Consider the following 18,010-nt stretch of genomic DNA (forward strand, 5'->3'; position numbering starts at 1 on the left):
CGGCGCGATTTGGATGGGTTCGCATATGTTCGATTCATTTTTGGATCTGTTGGTGCTCCGGAAGGCGGAGAAAGGGTCTGGCATCGCCTACCGATTCCTGGAAACGGGTGATATCGGCGGTGATATCGATGAACTGACCTATGGCGAACTCGAGCGTCGGGCCATGGCGATCGGGGCATGGTTGCAGGCCGAGGGGTTCGTGCATCGGCGAGCGTTGCTTCTGTACCCGCCGGGGCTCGAGTTCATCTCGGGGTTCTTCGGCTGCCTTGCTGGTGCCGTTGTGGCGGTACCGGCGCCGCTGCCACGACTGCACGAAGTCGATCGTGTATTACGCCGGCTGCGTCAGGTCATTTCGGACGCCGACATCCAGGTGGTGTTGACTACCCGATCGGTCATCGACGCGTTCGGCGCGGTGGTCGAGCAGGTGCCAGAGCTGGCGACGTTGCGATGGATCGCGACCGATGAAATTCCCGGCGATACCGCGTCGAGTTGGGTCGACCCCGGGGTAGGCCCGGAAACGGTCGCCTTTCTGCAATACACTTCGGGCTCCACGAGCGCACCGCGGGGCGTCGTGGTCACACACCGCAACCTCCTGCACAATCAGCAGGCGATCGCCGAAGCCATGGACCACAACCCCGAACGGGTGGCGTCGTGGGACGGTTCGATGTTCGTCAGTTGGCTGCCGATGTATCACGACATGGGTCTGATCGGGCCGGTGCTGCAGACGGTGTATGTAGGGACCAGCTCGGTTCTGTTCTCGCCGTTGCACTTTCTGCAGAAGCCGGAGCGATGGCTGCTCGCGGTATCGCACTTTCGGGCGCACAGCAGCGGTGGTCCCAACTTCGGCTACGAATTGTGCGCACGGAGGGTCACCGCTGATCTGTCAGGGCAGCTGGACCTGAGCCGGTGGCGCGTAGCGTTCAACGGGGCGGAGCCGGTGCGCGCCGGCACACTTCGCCGCTTCGCGGATGCATTCAAGCCGTCGGGTTTTCGGCCGGAGGCATTCCAGCCGGTCTACGGCTTGGCCGAGGCTACATTGCTCGTGGCGGGCACTCCGGTCCATCGCGCACCGACAGTGACGAATCATCCCACTGATGCCGACCCCGCAGTGTCTCGTGAGGTGGTGGGAGTCGGGATCCCGCCCCGCGGTGTCACCCTCGCGATCGTCGACCCGGAGCGCCGCGTGGAATGCGGCGACGGCGAGCTCGGCGAGATCTGGGTGGCCGGCGACAGTGTGGCGGCAGGGTATCTGAACGACGAGCACAAGACGGCCGAGGTGTTCGGCGGTGTGCTCCTCGACGGCCGGGGTGGCTTCCTCCGGACCGGCGATCTCGGGTTCCTTTCTCAGGGCGAATTGTTCGTCGCGGGGCGGAGCAAGGATCTACTGATCATCGACGGCAAGAACCATTACCCACAAGATATCGAGTTGACGGCCGAAGCCGCTCACGGCTCGGTGCGGCGGGGCTGCATCGCGGCGTTCTCCGTGGAAGTGGCCGATTCCGGGGAACGGCCGGTACTCGTCGTCGAGGTAATGGCGACCGAGGCGGATGAGCTGGACGACATCCGGGCAGCTATCCGGTATGCCGTCAGTGCGGAACACGCCATCGCCATTCACGATGTCGTGCTGATTCGACCGCGGACCATCTTGAAGACGAGCAGTGGCAAGATTCAGCGCCAGGCTTGCCGAGCGGCGTATCTCGACGGGGAACTGGAGACGCTCGGGCTCCCGCCCGGTGCTGTGGCCGCGGAGAATCAGCCCATCGCCGAGGCAGCTTCGGCGTCGGAGATCGAGGCATGGCTGGTGGCTACGGTGGCGAGTGAGACCGGCCTGCACTCGGACCGGATAGATGTCGACCGTCCGCTAGCCGAATTCGGTTTGGGCTCGAGCGGTTTAGTTGGGTTGACTGCGAGGTTGGCCGAAATGATCGGCCGGGATGTCGATCCGAGTCTGGTCTTCGAGCATCCGACGATCGCGGCCATCAGCGTCGTGTTCGGCGAGGTGAGTTCGCCACAGGCCGGCGAGCGGCCGAGCACTGGCGACGATGCCGTGGCGATCGTGGGGATGGCATGCCGATTGCCCGGCGGCGCGGACGATCCGGAAGCGCTGTGGCAACTGCTGGCCGACGGGAGGGATGTGGTCAGCGAGGTGCCGGCGGGTCGGTGGCGCCTCGATGGGCTGTACCACCCGGACCCCGACGTAGCGGGCACGGCATACACGCTGCGCGGCGGATTTCTCGAGCGGATCGCCGAGTTCGACGCCGCCTTCTTCGGCATCACGCCGCGGGAAGCGGCGGCGATGGACCCGCAGCAGCGGCTGCTGCTGCAGACCAGCTGGGAGGCGATCGAACGTGCCGGACGTGATCCTCGCACGTTGAGTGGCACGTCGACCGGTGTATACCTCGGGTTGTACGGCAGCACTTACCTCGCCGGTGCGGAGCTGGCTCAGCTCGATGGTTATGTGGGCACCGGCTCGGCGACCAGTGTGGCGGCGGGCCGTATCGCCTATCAGTTGGGTCTGCACGGTCCGGCAGTGACCATCGACACGGCGTGTTCGTCGTCGCTGGTGGCGCTGCATCTCGCGGCGCAGGCACTGCGTGCGGGCGAATGCGATCAGGCCCTCGCGGGTGGGGCTACGGTGCTGGTGGGCCCGGAGACACACGTGGAGTTCAGCAGGCTGCGGGCGATGTCGCCGTCCGGGGTGTGCAGGCCGTTCTCCGCGGACGCCGACGGCATGGTGTGGGCCGAAGGCTGTGGCGTGGTCATGCTCAAGCGTCTGGACGATGCCATACGGGATGGCGATCCGGTGATGGCGGTGCTGCGGGGCTCGGCTGTCAACTCCGACGGCCGCAGCCAGGGCCTCACCGCTCCGAATGGCATAGCGCAGGAACGGGTGATCCGCGCGGCGCTGGCGGCAGCGGGACTGGATCCGGCCGACATCGACTACGTGGAGGCACACGGCACCGGCACGAGTCTCGGCGATCCGATCGAAATGCGGGCGTTGGCCAGGGTTTTCGGACCTGGTCGCGAGCCGGGACGCGCAGTCGGCGTGGGTTCGGCGAAGTCCAACCTCGGGCACGCGCAGGCAGCGGCCGGGATCGTCGGTGTGATCAAGACTGTGCTCGCTTTGCGGCACGAGACGTTACCGGCGTCGCTGCATGCCGACCGCCCGATGGCGCGGATCGACTGGGCGACCAGTGGCGTCGCGGTGCAGAATCAGCCTGCGCGGTGGCTTCGCGGTGCTCGACCTCGGCGGGCCGGGGTGAGCTCGTTCGGAATCAGTGGCACCAACGCACATGTCGTCCTCGAGGAGGCGCCACCTGCGGCCGTCGAATCGGACAGCGCGGGCACCGCGACGTTGTTCCCTGTCTCGGCCCGAAGCGATGCCTCGCTGCGTGGTCAGCTCGAGCGCCTGATCGGCCTGTTGGAATCGGATCCGGACCTCGCATTGCAGCCGGTGGCGCGGTCACTCGCCCTGCACCGCACGCACTTCGAGCGCCGGGCAGTAGTAATAGCTGCCGATCGTGAGGAGTTGCTCGAGGGGCTTCGGGCGGCCTCGCTCGGTGAGCAGACGCCGGGCTCGGTGGGTCCCGAAGACGCGGTGATCTCGGGCAAGGTGGCGTTCGTGTTTCCGGGGCAAGGGTCGCAATGGATACGGATGGGTCGGGATCTGTGGTCGGAATCCCCGGTGTTCCGAGCCGAATTCACTCGTTGCGACGCGGCATTGCGCCCACGAACCGGCTGGTCCGCCGTGGGTGTGCTGTGCGGCGATGCGGACGCGCCCCCGCTGCGAGACGACGATGTCGTGCAGCCGATGCTGTTCGCGGTGATGGTGTCGTTGGCCGCGATGTGGCAGGCAGCCGGCGTGACACCGGACGCCGTCATCGGCCACAGCCAGGGTGAGATCGCTGCGGCTTATGTCGGTGGTGCTATCGGGCTGGAGGCGGCGGCAGCTGTGGTCACCCGACGGAGCCGGGCGCTCGCGACCGTCAGCGGCGGTGCGATGGCGGCGGTCGGTTTGTCGGCCGCGGCGCTGGGGTCGAGGCTGGGCAGCCGGGTGTCAGTGGCCGCGGTGAACAGTCGCGCGTCCACCGTGTTGACCGGTGACCGCGAGGCCTTGACAGCCCTACTGGCCGAACTGGAGCAGGAGAATGTCTTCGGCCGGCTGCTGGCTGTGAATTACGCATCACACAGCCCGGACATGGATCCGCTGCGGGAGCCGTTGGCGGCCGAGTTGGCCGGGATTGTCACTGGTCCGGCCGCGATCACGTGGTACTCGACGGTCTCAGGTGAGCCACTGCCTGCCGAACCACTCGCAACAGACTATTGGTATCGCAATCTGCGAGAGCCGGTCCGTTTCGCCGACACGATCGAGCGGATGATAGCCGATGGCTACAGGTTCTTCGTTGAGTCGAGTCCACATCCAACCTTGACCACGGCCATCGAAACCGTCGCCGCGGATTGCGGGCGTGCGGTCGTCGCGGTCGGCACACTGCGCCGTGGCGAAAGCGGTCCCCGTTGTCACGATAATGCTTTGGCGCAGCTGCATGTCGGTGGTCTCGGGCTGGAGTGGACACGACTGATGCCCGCAGTCGGCCGCGCGGATCTGCCCACGTATGCCTGGGATCCGCGGCCGTACTGGACTGAGCCGAGGGGAGTCGGCGGGAGCAGGTCGGGGCTGTCCACAATCGGTCATCCCATACTGGATGTGGTGGTGGCACAACCGGATTCCGGTGGTGCGGTGGTGACCGGCAGGTTGACCATGGCGTCGGTCGGTTGGCTTCGCGACCACACCGTTGGGGGCTCGGTGCTGATGCCCGGTGCGGCCCTCGTCGAGCTGACCATGCGAGCGGGCGACGAAGTGGGCTGCCCGGTAGTGGCCGAACTCGTGCTTCACGCGCCGTTGGTGGTGCCCCCTGTGGGAGGGGCGCAATTACGTGTCGTGGTCGGTGGCCCCCAGCAGGGTGGGGTGCGTGCGGTGTCGGTGTATTCGCGCGATGAGGCCGGGGCGGCAGCCGACGAGCGACTTTGGGTGTGTCATGCGTCGGGTGAGTTGTCGCCGCGTACGGCGGCGGTGGCGATGCCCGAGTTGGTGTCGTGGCCGCCAGTTCACGCGGTCGAGTCCGATATCGAGCACCTCTACGCAGACTTCGCCGAGCGGGGATACGAGTACGGTCCGGCGTTCCAGGGCGTGCGCGCGGCGTGGCAGCGTGGCGCGGATGAGGTGTTCGCCGAGGTGGTGTTGCCGGAGTCGGAGGACGCCGGCCGGTACGGTCTGCATCCTGCCCTGTGGGACGCGGCGGTGCAGGTCATCGCGTTGGCAGGGTTCGAGCTGGCCGACGGGCTTGTGCTGCTGCCATTTTCCTGGTCCGGGGTGTCGATACACGCGGTCGGCGCGACAGCGCTGCGGGTGCATCTGACCCGCGTCGGCGACCGGCAGGTGAGGGTTCGGATGGCCGATCCCTCGGGCGCGCCGGTGGTCTCGATCGAGTCACTTGCAGTGCGGGACGTGTCGTTGTCGCAGTTCACCTCGACCGCACCGGGACACAGATCGCAGTTCGCGGTGGAATGGCTGCCGTTACCGTCGCCGGACGGCACGCCAACGCCGTGGGTGGAAATCGATGACTTGGGTCGCGCCGAGACCGCGGGGCAGCCGGTCTTGACGGTGCGACCGGCCGGCGTGCCGCACGGCACCCAAACCAACCTGGTGGCATCGACACGGGCTGCGGTCGCCACGGTGCTCGGACGGGTACAGCAGTGGCTGTCGACTGGTTCGGATACCCCACTGGTGGTGGTGACATGCCGGGCGGTGTCGGTCCGCGGCGAGGACGTCGGCGATCTGTGCCATGCGCCGGTCTGGGGTTTGCTGCGTTCGGCTCAGACGGAGAACCCCGAGCGGATAGTGCTGGTCGATGTCGAGGACTGGACACAGGTCGACGCGGTGGTGGCCGTGGCGGTGTCGGTCGACGAGCCACAATTGGCGTGGCGTGGCGGTGCGGTACTGGTACCTCGGCTGATCAGGGACGACGGACAATCCGCCCTCGCCGTGCCTGCCGAGAGCGGAGGCTGGGGTCTGGTCACACTCGGCACAGGCACACTGGACACGGACAACCTTGCCCTGCGGCCGTGGCCGGCGGCGGATCTGCGGCTCGGTCCGCGCGAGGTGCGCCTCGGTGTGCGTGCTACCGGAATGAACTTCCGCGATGTGCTGATCGCGCTCGGCACCTACCCCGACCAGGGGGTCGGGGTAGGTGCCGAAGGCTCGGGTGTCGTGCTCGAGGTGGGCGAGGAGGTGGTCGACCTCGCGCCGGGAGACCGGGTGATGGGGCTGTTCACCGGCGCTGGTCCAGTGGTGGTGACCGATCGCCGCACGGTGGCGCCGATTCCCGCAGGGCTGACCTTCGCCCAGGCCGCCGCAATTCCGGCGGCGTTCCTCACCGCCTATTACGCGTTGATTGAACTCGCGGAGGTCCGGGCGGGGATGCGCATTCTGGTGCACGCCGCGACCGGCGGTGTCGGCATGGCAGCGGTCGCACTGGCGCGGCATTGGGGGTTGGAGGTCTTTGCCACCGCCAGCCCTGGTAAGTGGGCCACGTTGCGGACCATGGGGTTCGATGACGATCACATTGCCTCATCGCGCACTCTCGCATTCGAGAGCCGGTGCCGTGAGCAGTTCGGTTCGGCCGGAGCGGATATCGTGCTCAATTCGCTCACTGGGGATTTGCTCGACGCATCACTGCGGCTGATCGCGCCCGGCGGCACATTCATCGAAATGGGCAAGGCCGATCTTCGTGATCCCGAGCAAGTGGCAGCCAAGTACGCCGGAGTCCGCTATCGCGCGTTCGATCTGGCCGAGGCCGGCCCGGATCGGCTACAGCAGATGCTGTGCGAGGTCGTCGCGCTGTTCGACTCGGGCGCATTGGGCCCGCTGCCGATTCGCGCGTGGGACCTGCGTGACGCTCCCGCGGCTTACCGGTTCATGGCACAGGCGCGGCACATCGGCAAACTCGTGTTGACTGTGCCCCGGCCGATCGACCCGGCCGGAACCGTGTTGATCACCGGCGGAACCGGAATGCTCGGCACACTGCTGGCTCGACATATGGTGGCCGAATACGGCGTACGGAATCTGCTGCTGATCAGCCGGCGGGGACAGACGGCGGCCGGCGGGGACGCTGTCACCAGGGAGTTGGAGGCGCTGGGCGCCAGGGTCACCCTGGCCGCGTGCGATGTCGCGGATCGGAACGCCCTGGCAACCGTACTGGCGGGGATCCCTGCGAAGCACCCGTTGACGGCCGTGATCCATGCCGCCGGAGTCCTCGACGACGCTGTGTTCGATGCGGTGACCCCGGAGGGGCTGGACGCGGTGATGCGGCCGAAGGTGGACGCGGCGTGGCATTTGCACGAGCTCACCCTCGATGCCGATCTGGCCGCATTTGTGCTGTTCTCCTCGGTGGCGGGCGTGGTGGGCGCGCATGGCCAGGCAAACTATGCGGCTGCCAACGTATTCCTGGACGCGTTGGCGCAGCACCGAAAGCACCGGGGTCTGCCCGCGGTCTCGATGGCATGGGGGCAGTGGGCCCAGGCCAGTGAGATGACCGGTCACCTCGATGATCAGGACAAGGCTCGACTGAGTCGGGGCGGCATGGTCGTGCTGTCCGCTCAGGAGGGTCTGCGACTGTTCGACACGGCGTTGACGACTACCCGTGCGGTCGTGGTGCCTGCGCGGATCGACACTGCCGCTGTTGCGGCATTGGACCACATCCCCGCGCTGGTGCGTGCCCTGGTGCCCTCCCGACGAGCTGCTCGCGCGGAGCGACGGTCGGCTGGTGCGGTGTCCGCCGGCCGCACCGCCGCCGAACGGGAGCAGCAGATGTTGGCGGCGATCGTCGAACATGCCAGTGCCGTGCTCGGTTCTGCTGAGCGGCAGTCGGTGCAGGTCGATCGCTCGTTCACCGAGCTCGGGTTCGATTCGCTCAGCGCGGTGGAGTTCCGCAACCGACTGCAGCGGGCAACCGGCGTCCGACTGCCTGTGACGGCGGTGTTCGATTACCCGACGCCAGCGGCCCTGGCCCATCACTTGACAGCCGAAATCGCGCAGCCGCCCTCGACACTGCCGTCGGCAGGCACGGTAGTCCGACCAAGCCGCCATGATCCGGTGGTCATCGTGGGCAGCAGCTGTCGGTATCCCGGCGGGGCAGACTCCGCCGACGCACTGTGGGAGGTAGTTGCCCAGGGACGGGACGTGCTGAGCGGGTTCCCCGAAGACCGCGGTTGGAACCTGGCCGACCTCTATCATCCGGACCCCGATCACACCGGTACGACCTACACTCGCGCCGGCGGCTTCCTCGATGGCGTGGCCGAGTTCGACGCCGAGTTCTTCCGCATCAGCCCGCGTGAGGCACTGGCGATGGATCCGCAGCAGCGGTTGCTACTCGAGGTGTCGTGGGAAGCGCTGGAACGCACCGGGATCGACCCGACATCATTGCGGGGCAGCGCGACCGGCGTATACGCCGGCATCACGTACGCGGACTATGCGGCCAGGCTGCTGAATCACGCGCCACCCGAAGCCGAAGCGTACCTGGGCGAAAGTACCACGTTCAGCTTGGGATCCGGTCGGGTCGCCTACTTCTTGGGTTTGCAAGGCCCAGCGTTGACAGTGGATACGGCGTGCTCGTCCTCGCTGGTCGCGCTACATCTGGCCACACAGGCATTGCGATCGGGCGAATGCTCGATGGCGTTGGCCAGTGGCGCCACGATAATGGCGTCGCCGGGGGTGTTTGTCGGGTTCGCGCGCAAGCGTGGGCTTGCTCCGGACGGACGATGCAAGGCGTTCGCGGATGCGGCCGACGGCACGGGGTTCTCCGAGGGCGTGGGTGTTGTTGTGCTGGAGCGTCTTTCGGACGCCGTGCGGCTGGGTCATCCCGTGTTGGCGGTGGTGGCCGGGTCCGCGGTCAACCAGGACGGGGCCAGCAATGGCCTCACCGCGCCGAACGGCCCGGCGCAGCAGGGGGTCATCCGTGCGGCCCTGGCCGATGCCGGCTTGGCACCGAATGAGATCGACGCGGTGGAGGCGCACGGCACTGGTACCACGCTGGGTGATCCGATCGAGGCGCAGGCGCTGCTGGCCACCTACGGGCAGGATCGTGCGGCGGATCGACCGTTGTGGCTGGGCTCGGTGAAGTCGAATATCGGCCATACCCAGGCTGCTTCCGGTTTGGCGGGCGTCATCAAAATGGTGGAAGCCCTCCGGCGCGGTGTGCTGCCCGCGACGCTGCATGTGGACAGGCCCAGCCAACACGTCGATTGGGACGCCGGTGCGGTGCGCCTGCTCACCGAGGCGCGGGAGTGGCCGACCGTCAGGCGGCCCCGTCGTGCCGGCGTGTCGTCATTCGGACTCAGCGGCACCAACGCGCACGTAATCCTGGAGCAAGCACCGCTTACGACCACGCCCGACTTGTCTGGGGATTGTCGCCCGTAGACCAACGGGTGCTCTCTGCGTAAGCGGACCGACCGGCAGGCATGTCGACGGACGGGATCCAGAACCGCTCGACGTCAGCTACATCCTTTCGACCTCACTTCGGTCGGATCAGTGCGCACGCCCTTCGGGCGGGCGCAGTTCGGTGACTGCCTCTGTGAGAAACAGAACGCGGCCCCGACGTTCAAGCGCGGCTATGGTTTCCACCCGATGCTGGCGTTCATCGACCACGGCCCGCCCGGCACCGGTGAACTAGCCTCGATGCTGTTGCGGCTCGGGAATTCGGGTGCGAACACCGCCGCCGACCACAGGAAGGTGCTCGCTGCTGCCCTGAACCACTTCCCTGGCAGCCCGGCTACCGGGTCGGGCGTGTGTGACCATCCCGCGCGCCGCTGGGAGCCGAAAACGCTACGCCTGCATCTGTTCTCGATCTAGGCGCGGCGGGTCCGAATGCCGTCGGCCGCACCGCCGAGGTTGGACGCCAGTTCGGCGATCTGGGCGAAGACCCGTTCCAGCGCTCCGGCGCCCCGCGTCGGAATCTGCGTGGTCGGCATGAGATCACCAACCAGTCAACTCGAGGCCGCCCGCCCTGCTTGATTTTTCATTTTCCGACGCGTGAGGCGGGGATAACCCCTCAAGACGAAGCTCAAGAGTATGGCTATGCCCGGATTGCTGGGATTGATGTACTCACGTATCGAATCGAAACGGCCGTCCCGAATGTGGGCTATCCAACAATACCCGTCAATGTTCAAACGAACGCCACCCACGATGGCCCCGCGTTCGTACTCGACCACGACATACTCGTCGTTCGTGAACCAGTTGGTGATTTGCACCATGGACCGGCCATTGTGCGAATTGGTGTTTCCCGAGACAGTAAGAGCCCCAACGACATCCGCCCGGCCTCTCCAGGTATGACCGATCGGGACGAGAGTGAACTCGCAGTCATCGGTCAGCAGCTCGCCGAACCGTTCGTAATCGTGATTGGCGACGACTTCCAGGTATCGCTCGATAAGGTCTTCGGAGCCGGCATCGGACGACGTCATTCTCACTTCTCCTTACTTCGTTGGCGTATGAACACGCCGAGATGTGGTCCGCCGTGCGATTTACGGCAGTACCCGCACCGGGACGTTGTTCCAGCCCGCAAGATTTTGCATGTTCACCCGGCGACAGCCGGCCCAATCAACCTCGTAGCGTGGCATGTAATCGAGCAGTCTCTGTAATGCGATAGCGCTTTCCATCCGCGCGAGTGCCGCCCCCAGACAAGTGTGAATTCCGTAGCCGAACCCGAGATTCTGGGCCTGGGCGCGATCACGATCGATGTCGAAGACGTCCGGCTCCTTCCAAGCGTCAGGATCACGATTGGCCGCACCGATCAGCAAGAACACGGGCTTGCCGGCCGGGATGGTGACGCCGTGCAGCGTGACATCTTCACGGGAGCGGCGCACGTTGTACTGAGTCGGTGATTCATAGCGGAGCACCTCTTCGACCGCGGCGGGGATCCTGCTGCGATCGACCAGCAACTTCTCCCACTGCTCGGGATGACGCGCAAATAGCACCACCATGCTGGCCACCAGTCGGGTTACGGTCACCGCACCTGCTCCGCCCAGAACGAGGGCGAACTGGGCGATTTCGGTGTTGTCCAGTCCAGTGACCTCACCGTTCTCACGTTGCACTTTGGCCGACACCAAGTCGCTGATCATGTCGTTCCGCGGACGGGCTCTGCGCTCCTTCACCACCTGGTAGTAGACGACTGCCATCTGGATGGCTGCCTGGAGGCCCGCATGCGAGATCTTCACCTCGCCGGGCTCGCGGTGCAGGAAGTCGTCGAGCCACAATCGAATCTGCTCACGACGCCCGTCGGGTACGCCGAGCATCGTCGTGATGACTTCGATGGGAAACAATGCTGAGAAGTCTTGAACGATATCGAATTCCGCAGGGTTCGCGGCGTTGAGGTGGTAGTCGATCAAGTCCGTCACCAAGGGGCGCAGTTCTTCGATCGCACGTGGCGTGAACACCTTGTTGACGAGGCCGCGCATATGGCGATGTTCGGGCGGATCCATGACGATGATCGACTTGTGCATGGGGGGTTCCCCCGATTGCACCGACCCGAGGTCAACGCCATCTGCCGACGAGTACGTGTCGAAATTCTTGTGCGCGGCTGCGACATCGGCATGGCGGCTCAACGCGTAGAAGTCATACTTCTTGCTGTAGTAGACCGGGGCATCCTCACGCATCCGACGATACGTCTCATACGGTCCGTTGAAGTAGTCCTCCGAGAACGGATCGAATTCCAGTTCTCCAGGCGGCATTCTGTAGCCTTCTTCCGTGCATTGCAAGAGCAAATCTCGCGGGATTTCGACCATGGCCTGTCGGTCCGGTTCGCAAGGGGGCGGGTTCTCAGGGTTGCTGAAACCGTCGCGTACCGAACTGGTTATGAACCGACTTCATCGTGGTACTTCTTCGTCATGTGATCGATAGCCTCTTGGTGCTTCTGCGCGAGGTCGTCTCGCACATGCGCCGCCCGTGCGGCGGCATCCAGTGTTGGCTGCGCTTGGCCTTGGAAATGCGGCATCACCTCGGCAGCGAACAGCTCAGCTGACCGTTTGGTGGCCGCCGGGTTCGCCCATTCGTGACCCATCTGCAGCATGCAGCCGAATCCGCCGGACTGATCCCACAGCCGTTGAACCTGTGCCCGCGCGCGCTCTGGCGTACCGATGACGCCTGCTCCGAGGTCGTTGATGATGGTGATCATCTCGTCGAGCTCCTGCCCCGGCATCGTCAGGTGGGGGAAGGCGGCCACCTTTTGGAAATAGCGGAACCAGGACTCGATGCCGAATTTGACGTCGTTGCGGGCCTGCTCGTCAGTCTCGGCGATGTGGAAAGGCCCGGCCAGGGCCCAATTCTTGCGGTCGACCTGCGTGCCGAAGGCCGCAGCCCGTTCTTCGGCGATGCCCCAGTGGTACGAGAGTGCGTTGAAGCCTTCGATCGTCAGCGTTGAGCCGATGGAGAGCAGTCCGATCCCGTGCTTTCCGGCCAGCCGTGCGCCAGTCGGTGAGGAGACCGCAGCGACTGCCAGGGGAATCCCTCCGTCGGAGTAGGGAGCGAGTTGCAATCGAGCGTCGATCAATTCGTGTGTGGTGGTTTTGGCGCTGACGGTTTCCCCGGCGAGCAGGCGAACGACAATGTCGAGGTTTGTCTCGAGAAGTTCGCGCGTGTCTGTTTGAGTCAAACCGATCATTCCGGCGTCGGTAGGAAGTGAACCCGGCCCGAACCCGCCGATCACTCGACCGTGCGTGAGATGATCGAGCAGCATCAGTCGGTCGGCAACCCACAATGGGTTGTGGTATGCGAGTGAGATTACGCCAGTGGCGAACCGGATCCGCTTAGCCCGTTGCGCAGCAGCGGCGATGAAAATCTCCGGTGAGCTGATGATCTCGCTGCCCGCCGAGTGATGCTCGCCCAACCACACCTCATCGTAGCCGAGGGCATCGATATGTTCGATGAAGTCGAGGTCGCGTTGCAACGCCAGCGTCGGGTTAGTACCCGCGCGGTGAAACGGTGCGATGAAGTATCCAAACCGGAGCCGAGCCATGTAAGTCCTCCCCTTGACGTGATTCCCGAATCCTAGCGCGCGGACCAGCCTGCCGCCATCAGGTTGGTCGACAACTGATCTACCAGGGGTTTCGCCATGCCGCCACCCTCATCGACATCAAACCCGCAGTGGCCCAACACCTCTCACCGGCAGAATGAAAAAGACTCAGTGGCTCAGCGCTCCTGTCTCCCAACGGGACTGGGACAACGCGCATCTGATCAACGCCGCATACGACATCCATGCCGAGAACCCGGAGTTCGGTTACCGGTTCATCGCTGACGAATTCACGGCACCGAACTGGCGTGCTCGGCGCTGCGCAACGCTATCGCGTTACGATCCCCGCAAGCCACGATCGTCCACTCCGACCGCGGCGGTCAATTCCGATCCAGAAAGTTCGTGACCCTGTTGTCCCGCAACGGATTACAAGGCTCAATGGGTCGGGTCGCTGCATGTGTGGACGACTCGGCCATGGAATCGTGGTTCGCTCTGCTGCAACGCAACGTTCTCGACCGGAAACGGTGGGACACAAAGGAACAACTCCGTCTGGCCATCGTGTTCTGGATCGAGCGAACCCACGGTCAGTGGCCGTTGAAGGGGGCCATGACGTCCGCGTGGTACTTCTGCACCCCCGATGCCGGGTCGGCCCAAAATAGCCCTGCGGGAATCAATATTCGACTTACGCCAAGGCTCTGCAGGATGTCCAGCTCCGCAAGGGCGTTCCTTCCGATGAGAGTTGTGGTAACAGTTACTTCGATATCATCCAGGTCTCTATCCGCCGCTATCGCAGCGTTTCTCATTTCAGTCAACAACGATTTCAGGGCGCTTACATCTCTGGTCATAGGCAAAAATCCATCTCCATAGCTCCCCGCTCGCCGGGCAGATGCAACGGAATTACCGCCGATGTGGATCGGTATGGACTTTTGGGCCGGCAATGGGCGCAGTATGCAATTGTCGAAATTGATGTACTTTCCATGATGACTGGCGACCGGATGTGTCCACAGTGCTCGAATTGCGGAAATGTATTCGTCCGCACGCGCGCCCCTATCCTCGAAGGGTACGCCGATGGCTTCGAACTCTTCCTTCATCCAGCCTATTCCGATGCCGAACTCCAGGCGCCCGCCACTGAGGTAGTCGAGCGTGGCGAGCTGCTTGGCCAGCACCACAGGATTCAGTAGGGGAACAATAACGGCACCAGTTGCCAGTCGTATAGTATCCGTGGCCGCAGCAATATATCCGAGCCAAACCAGCGGATCCGGGATCGACATTTCGTCGCCGCCGGGCATTCGACCGGTTTGAGTATATGGACAAGGTGATGTGTAGCCGGAGGGAATTACAACGTGCTGACTCGCCCACAGGGATTCGAATCCTAATCCCTCGGCTACCCTCGCAAATTTAGTTGCGACTGTCGGCTCGCCCATTTGACCCGTGTTTGCGAAGAGAATGCCGAATTTCATGAGTTCTTCCTGCTAGTCAATCACATTGTGTCGTCAAGTCTGAAGCCTTGCGATTCAATGGACTGAAGTGAGGTGCTGTCTCGGTTATCGAGGTTAGCAGCACGGATTCGCGGCGCAACGCGATCCGGCGATGACTACCGTGGTCAACCTGAATCGTCGGCCAGGGCGAGCGCGCAAGGTCGGTGTCGTCGCTCCCTGGTCCGACTTCCCGCACCTGGTGGGGAATTTCGCGACGTCACGCATCGTGGTGGGTCGGGCCTCGAGTGCGGTGTGCAAGCGCGCCGGGCGCGAATCACGACCGGTGAGGAGGTGCTCGGCGGCTCCTCGAGCCCCATCGTTGCCTCTTGGAGAGATGTTGTGTTTGACAGTGGACGTAACTGGTCAGCTCGGGTGTGGGGTGTCGGTTCAGGTTCCCGGGCTGGTTGGTGAATGGTGGTGGTGCGCAGGATCATCGAGTCAAGCCTGCTGCCCGAAGGCGCGCGCTGCAACTGGTACGCGCGCCGCCGGGTGACCTCGTGCACCATCTGACCGGTCAGGACCTGCTGTCGGTTACCGGGTCGGCGGACACGGCGGCGGCCTTGCGCGCGCACCCGGTAGTTGTGCGCAACGCCGTTCGCTTCAATGCCGAGGCCGATTCGCTGAACTGCTCCGTTCTCGGCCCCGACGCGATAGCCGGTACCCGCGAATTCGACTTGTACATAGCGCAACTCGTGACGGAGATGATTGTCAAGGCCGGCCAGAAGTGCACTGCCATCCGGCGTGCACTCGTACCGCGCGGTCAGCTCGATGCGGTCACCGATGCCGTCACAGCACGGCTGAGCGAAATACGGGGTCGGCAATCCGGCCCGCGACGACGTGGACATGGGTGCGCTGGTCAGCCTCGAACAGCGCGAGCAAGTGCGCCATGCTGTTGCCACGCTGACCGGTGAATGCGAACTGGTACACGGCAATCCGGAAATGTCGACCTTATCGACGCTGACCCCGAATGCGGGGCGTTCCTGGCGTGCCAGCGTCGATGGCGGTCAGGCCGGCGAATGTGAGACCCACCATGTGGACGCGATCGCGTCCATTCAGGAAGGCGATGTCGTAGAAGGTGATTGGGCTGTGCTCGTCATCGATCAGGACCAGGTCGGCCGGCAGCCGCGGTCGTGTGAGCAGGTGCCGGCCGCCCGCAGCGTCGAACGCGGTGCCGCGATTCCGGCGTCGAATGCCGTCACCACCACTACGGCTCCTTTTTGTCGTGAAACGGCATGGCGTGTCGTGAATCGGCAGGCGAACTGCAAAACAAAAGGCAGTGTCAGGCCGCTGACCAGGACTTTTGGGAGGCAGGGTGTCGGGGGTTCAAATCCCGTCATCCGCTCTCACATATCCCCAGGTCAGTAGTGTCGAGCTGTCCTGGACGGGTGCGCATGTCACCAACTCGGTAGGAGATCCAGCAATCCGACACAACTGGATCCGGCACATCCTCCAGCGGGATGCCACCAACCACCGCGAACGTGCGGTCGAACGAATTGCGGTCTCAGCCGGCCGGCCGTTACGCAGGTCGTTGCCACAGGCTCATAAAGGTGATATTTGCGTCGATCTGCGAATTCGCTCCGGCTCCCCCGATGCCCTGATGCGCCTCGGCGTAAACCCACGCACCGACATTGAGTTCGTATTGGGTGTCGGCCTCCATGGTCCACCGCACTTCGATTACCGCACCGGTCCCGAAACCGCCGTTGTCATAGTTGTAGTCCTCCGACGGATCGAACAGCGATCCGCTGACCCGGCCACGGAAACGCTTGTCCACCGCGTGGGCCTGCAAATTGCCGCTACGCATAACCGTCATTTCGCAGCCGGCTTCGACGGTGGCGTCGGCGTCCAATCCTGCGGAAGCGGCGGCGAAGTCGTGTGAAGATCGAAGCGAGCGGGCCATGCAGTCGACGCGATGATCGGAACGAAGGACCACGCCGAAGCCGGCGTGGGCATTCACGAATACGCTGCCGTCGGAACCCAGCGTGTTGCCCGCATGGGCGTCGAGGGCGGCGCGGCCGGTCTCCGATGTGAGAATCCGGCTGCGCGGAGGGCCGCCGTTCAGGTCGTGCCAGAACCAGCTGAAGTCGTAGGGAATCTGGAAGAACCGCGTCGGAAAACCTTCGAAGTCGCGTGTTGCGGCGAGCGAGTAGTCGAGCGCGGTCGCCGATACGTCCCGTGCCGGAATTCGGGCACTCGCCATCGGCAATTCACCGACGCCGACCGCTCTGGCATGTTGGCGTTCCGCAGCCGATCGCAGGGCGTCGGCGCCGCGGGAATCGTTGCGTAGCTGGTCGAGAAGCGGCTGCCGCAACACGTCGGCCAGAGCGCGGTCCTCGGCGTCGAGTTCGCGCCTGCGCGCGTTCTCCTCGCTGTGACGTATGGCGATCGCATTGATCGAGTTCCGGACTTCCCGCTTGCTGTCCTCCGGGACGCGCCCGTCGAACGCGATGTCTACTGTCGATGTAACTGAGTCAGGATAGGTGGTCATCGTGGCTTCCTTTCGCCTGAGCGCCGCCCGTATGGTGCGCTGTTCAGCAACCGATCAGCACGAGTGTCGAGCTACTCGACTTCCGTTCCGGATATATGTGAGCCGCAGCCCGTGCTCTGACACTTCGACCTCTTGACAACAATCATTAGGCCAGCTCAGAGGCACTGATAAAGCGTCTGCCCGCGCCACGCGCAGGAGGGGGTCTGCTACTAGGACGCCTAGCCAATGAATCATAGTTCTATCGCCTCGAGTTCGCAGCTATTAATCAGCATCATGGATGTCGGCGGTCTGCGACGTGGGGTTCGAGATGACATTCGGGCTGTGTGCTCAGGCTCGTCGGCCATGTGCGGTGCGGTCGCGGCGAGAGCCGCCGCCGAGATATACCGAGCTGATGCACTCGCTGAACGAGTGGCGTCAGGCTTTCTCTGCGAGGACTTGGATTGCGCCAAGGAGCAGGGCACCGAGCCCGTGTATTGATGGCAGGTCGTGGTGTCAGTGGGGGTGTCAGGTGTGTGTCAGGTCGGTGTCAGTCCGTCCGGCGACTGTGTGTACATCGAGCACAGCGACCGGCACCGACACGGTTCGGGTCGATGCCCTTAACCGATTTCGAGGAGTACACGACATGTCCATCACCATCGCTTTGACCGACCAGGACAAGAGCATCCTGCGTACCGCTGCCTATGGTGCGGTGTCGTTGTTGGCTGCCGCTGGTGCACCGCACAAAGCCATCACGCACGGCTCCATCGCCCTGACCTCGGCGACCGGGCTGGTCGGGCATGTGCTCGCCGCGAAGTCCAGAGACATCCATCTGCAAGGCAAGTCCGTCGCCGAACTCGCCGACCAGGTGCTGCCGAGCCTGACCGCGGCGATGAGCCTGCTCGGTGAGCGGTATCCGGGCGAGGCCGACAACTTTCGTGACACGGTCCTGGTCGCCGTCGAAGCCGCCGTCGGGCCTGGCAAGGGTGGGCCCAGTCCCGCGGTGGCTGTGA

The 18,010-nt window shown here is 64.3% G+C and carries 9 protein-coding genes and 4 pseudogenes; 7 read left to right on the forward strand and 6 right to left on the reverse strand.

The genetic code is table 11. From position 1 onward, the window contains the following. Positions 1-25: 25 nt before the first annotated feature. The 3 pseudogenes from ACFQZZ_RS31890 to ACFQZZ_RS31900 all read left to right on the forward strand — a co-directional run. Positions 26-6,418: pseudogene (locus ACFQZZ_RS31890) on the forward strand (beta-ketoacyl synthase N-terminal-like domain-containing protein); the annotation flags it as partial. Between the two features lie 99 nt (positions 6,419-6,517). Continuing rightward, positions 6,518-9,436, forward strand: a pseudogene (locus ACFQZZ_RS31895) (SDR family NAD(P)-dependent oxidoreductase); the annotation flags it as partial. A 195-nt stretch (positions 9,437-9,631) separates the two neighbouring features. After that, a pseudogene (locus tag ACFQZZ_RS31900) lies at positions 9,632-9,817 on the forward strand (IS1380 family transposase); the annotation flags it as partial. Between the two features lie 86 nt (positions 9,818-9,903). Here the strand turns inward: ACFQZZ_RS31900 and ACFQZZ_RS31905 are convergent. The 4 genes from ACFQZZ_RS31905 to ACFQZZ_RS31920 all read right to left on the reverse strand — a co-directional run bounded on the left by ACFQZZ_RS31905 (position 9,904) and on the right by ACFQZZ_RS31920 (position 13,064). Continuing rightward, positions 9,904-10,026 (reverse strand): hypothetical protein, encoded by a 123-nt coding sequence (locus ACFQZZ_RS31905; protein WP_378688167.1) that lies wholly within the window; start codon positions 10,024-10,026, stop codon positions 9,904-9,906. A 15-nt stretch (positions 10,027-10,041) separates the two neighbouring features. Next, positions 10,042-10,515 carry a nuclear transport factor 2 family protein gene (locus ACFQZZ_RS31910; protein WP_378688170.1) on the reverse strand — a complete coding sequence of 158 codons (474 nt, stop codon included), beginning with the start codon at positions 10,513-10,515 and terminating at the stop codon, positions 10,042-10,044. Positions 10,516-10,575: 60 nt separating this feature from the next. Beyond that, positions 10,576-11,781, reverse strand: coding sequence for a cytochrome P450 (locus ACFQZZ_RS31915; RefSeq protein WP_378688189.1), 1,206 nt, complete (start codon positions 11,779-11,781; stop codon positions 10,576-10,578). Positions 11,782-11,903: 122 nt separating this feature from the next. Further along, positions 11,904-13,064 carry an LLM class flavin-dependent oxidoreductase gene (locus ACFQZZ_RS31920; RefSeq protein ID WP_378688173.1) on the reverse strand — a complete coding sequence of 387 codons (1,161 nt, stop codon included), beginning with the start codon at positions 13,062-13,064 and terminating at the stop codon, positions 11,904-11,906. A 166-nt stretch (positions 13,065-13,230) separates the two neighbouring features. Here ACFQZZ_RS31920 and ACFQZZ_RS31925 point away from each other — a divergent pair. Beyond that, positions 13,231-13,640: pseudogene (locus ACFQZZ_RS31925) on the forward strand (DDE-type integrase/transposase/recombinase); the annotation flags it as partial. A gap of 2 nt (positions 13,641-13,642) precedes the next feature. Here ACFQZZ_RS31925 and ACFQZZ_RS31930 read toward each other — a convergent pair. Continuing rightward, the gene (locus tag ACFQZZ_RS31930; RefSeq protein WP_378688176.1) at positions 13,643-14,518 is read right to left on the reverse strand and encodes an LLM class F420-dependent oxidoreductase; all 876 of its coding nucleotides are present in this window, start codon (positions 14,516-14,518) and stop codon (positions 13,643-13,645) included. A gap of 515 nt (positions 14,519-15,033) precedes the next feature. Here ACFQZZ_RS31930 and ACFQZZ_RS31935 point away from each other — a divergent pair. Together ACFQZZ_RS31935 and ACFQZZ_RS31940 are read left to right on the forward strand one after the other, a co-directional pair. Continuing rightward, positions 15,034-15,447, forward strand: a complete 414-nt coding sequence (locus ACFQZZ_RS31935) for an aldehyde dehydrogenase family protein (protein ID WP_378688192.1) — start codon at positions 15,034-15,036, stop codon at positions 15,445-15,447. Continuing rightward, entirely contained in the window at positions 15,380-15,901 is a 522-nt protein-coding gene (locus ACFQZZ_RS31940) for a hypothetical protein (RefSeq protein ID WP_378688178.1), read from the forward strand. Before ACFQZZ_RS31935 ends, ACFQZZ_RS31940 begins: the two co-directional genes overlap by 68 nt. Before the next feature lie 151 nt (positions 15,902-16,052). Here the strand turns inward: ACFQZZ_RS31940 and ACFQZZ_RS31945 are convergent, their stop codons facing one another. After that, positions 16,053-17,021, reverse strand: coding sequence for a hypothetical protein (locus ACFQZZ_RS31945; protein ID WP_378688181.1), 969 nt, complete (start codon positions 17,019-17,021; stop codon positions 16,053-16,055). Between the two features lie 622 nt (positions 17,022-17,643). On the opposite strand from ACFQZZ_RS31945, the gene ACFQZZ_RS31950 reads away from it, so the two are divergent. Next, positions 17,644-18,010, forward strand: a 367-nt coding sequence (locus ACFQZZ_RS31950) for a hypothetical protein (RefSeq protein ID WP_378688184.1), incomplete at its 3' end; no start/stop codon positions are given.

This window comes from Nocardia sp. GCM10030253 (genome assembly GCF_042675075.1).
In the GTDB taxonomy this organism is placed as follows: Bacteria; Actinomycetota; Actinomycetes; order Mycobacteriales; family Mycobacteriaceae; genus Nocardia.

Bases quoted from the DNA above. Each gene is read 5' to 3' on its own strand.
- ACFQZZ_RS31945 (WP_378688181.1), bottom strand. From the start codon at position 17,021: ATGACCACCTATCCTGACTCAGTTACATCGACAGTAGACATCGCGTTC.
- ACFQZZ_RS31910 (WP_378688170.1), bottom strand. From the start codon at position 10,515: ATGACGTCGTCCGATGCCGGCTCCGAAGACCTTATCGAGCGATACCTG.
- ACFQZZ_RS31905 (WP_378688167.1), bottom strand. From the start codon at position 10,026: ATGCCGACCACGCAGATTCCGACGCGGGGCGCCGGAGCGCTGGAACGG.
- ACFQZZ_RS31940 (WP_378688178.1), top strand. From the start codon at position 15,380: ATGGGTGCGCTGGTCAGCCTCGAACAGCGCGAGCAAGTGCGCCATGCT.
- ACFQZZ_RS31920 (WP_378688173.1), bottom strand. From the start codon at position 13,064: ATGGCTCGGCTCCGGTTTGGATACTTCATCGCACCGTTTCACCGCGCG.
- ACFQZZ_RS31915 (WP_378688189.1), bottom strand. From the start codon at position 11,781: ATGCCGCCTGGAGAACTGGAATTCGATCCGTTCTCGGAGGACTACTTC.
- ACFQZZ_RS31930 (WP_378688176.1), bottom strand. From the start codon at position 14,518: ATGAAATTCGGCATTCTCTTCGCAAACACGGGTCAAATGGGCGAGCCG.